The organism is Bradyrhizobium sp. (assembly GCF_049798375.1).
In the GTDB taxonomy this organism is placed as follows: domain Bacteria; phylum Pseudomonadota; class Alphaproteobacteria; order Rhizobiales; family Xanthobacteraceae; genus Bradyrhizobium.
In genome coordinates, this window is the sequence record NZ_JBARGP010000337.1 from 1 (window position 1) to 1,844 (window position 1,844).

The 1,844-nt window shown below is 63.9% G+C and carries 2 protein-coding genes; one reads left to right on the forward strand and one right to left on the reverse strand.

Annotated elements, in window-relative coordinates:
- On the forward strand, positions 1-638 hold a 638-nt coding region (locus WA702_RS14260), incomplete at its 5' end, for an SEC-C metal-binding domain-containing protein (protein ID WP_425111180.1).
- Positions 639-845: 207 nt separating this feature from the next.
- On the opposite strand, the gene WA702_RS14265 is transcribed toward WA702_RS14260, so the two are convergent.
- On the reverse strand, positions 846-1,844 hold a 999-nt coding region (locus tag WA702_RS14265; RefSeq protein WP_425111181.1), incomplete at its 5' end, for a class I SAM-dependent methyltransferase.

Consider the following 1,844-nt stretch of genomic DNA (forward strand, 5'->3'; position numbering starts at 1 on the left):
CCGAGCAGTGGGATGTCGCGGGCCTGAAGGAAGAGCTGACGCGCGTGCTCGACGTCGACCTGCCGGTCGAAGACTGGGCCAAGGAAGAGGGCATCGCCGACGAGGAGTTGCTCGACCGCATCGAGACCAAGGTCGACGAGCGCATGGCGGCCAAGGTCGCGCAATGGGGCCCCGACGTGATGCGCTACGTCGAGAAGACCATCCTGCTGCAGACCATGGACCATCTCTGGCGCGAGCACCTGATCATGCTCGACCATCTGCGCCAGGTGATTGGGCTGCGCGGCTACGGCCAGCGCGATCCGCTGCAGGAGTACAAGACCGAGGCCTTCAACCTCTTCCAGGAGATGGGCTCGCACCTGCGCGAGGCGGTCACCGCCCAGCTGATGCGCGTCGAGATCGTGCCGCCGGAGGAGCAGCAGCAGACGCTGCCGCCGATGCAGGTGCATCACGCCGATCCGCACACCGGCATGGATGAGATGGCGTTTGCCAATGTCTCGCTGGCGCCGCAGGCAGATAGCGCCACCGCTGTGGACCGCAATCCGGACGACCCAACGAGCTGGGGCAAGGTCGGCCGCAACGAGGATTGCCCCTGTGGCTCCGGCAAGAAGTACAAGCACTGCCACGGCCGGTACGGCTAGATCATGATGCCTTTCTATGGAAAGGCATCATGATCCTATCTTTGTTTGAGCATGGTCTTTCGGAACCGGTTTCCACGCACCCGGATCATGCTCTCAGCGAGCACGGCGGGGCGAGGGTACGCACGGCGCAAAGCGTTGTTATCTTCGCCGTTTGAATTGACGCCCGGCCGCTTTCGGCGGTTGCCGCGCGAGCGCCGCGGCTGCAACTCAGGTCCGATCCAGCCTGACCCACAGCGATCCCCCGAGCGATTGGCGATTTTTGTAGACGCGCCGCCACGCGGGCAGCCGGGCGGGGATGAAGAAGGCGGCAAGCGCGGCTTCGATCAGGCGCCGCGCCTTACCTCTCGGCAGGCTTCTGACGCGCGCGATGAGGCCGTCCGGATTCAGCTGGGCACGCCGGATATGGCTGTACGAAATGTCGTGTGACAGGAATTCGCGCCAGCTCAGCGGTTCGAGTTCAGCCGCGCCGAGGGTCAGGCCGTGACGTCGGGACACCGCCTCGAAAGCTCTCGGCGTCCATCGCCCGATATGATTGGGCGGAAGGTCCGGCACCGAACCGTTGGTTTCCTGGTACGTGATGCGCGCGGAGTTCGGCACGGCGCAAAACACGGAACCGCCGGGCTTCAGCAAGGACCGGATGCGATCGAACAGTGGATCGAGGCCGTCGAGATGTTCGACCACCTGGAACAGGAAAATGTAGTCAAAGGACGCGCGATAACGATCCAGCGCCTGGTCCCGGATATCGACCGACAGCGCCTGGTATCGCTTTCCCCGCAGGATCGGGATCGATTTGTCGTTGTACTCGAGCGCGACGACGTCGTCTGCGCGGACCAAGCTCGGACAGATCAGGTCGAGGAAATAACCGTTGCCGGCGCCGACCTCCAGAACCTTTGCGCCGGATTTCCGCAGCCGCTTGAGTTCCGCGACCGTTCGCGAAAATTCCCATTTTGCACGCGGGTAGACGCCCGCTGCGCCGGTGAAATTGTAGAACTCGGCATTTCCGGCGACAAACGGCCAGGAAAACCCGAAGCCGCAATCCGTGCAGTGCATGAGACTGCAGCTGTCGCCGCCCCACAGCGACGTGACGCATGCCAAGATTTGAGCATGGCTGTTGGCATCGGCGCGTGCCGGCGCGAAGCAGTGAGCTGCTTCGCGCGCCGATACGCTGCGCAGCAGCGCCGTCGCACGCGACCGACAGGCCGGGCA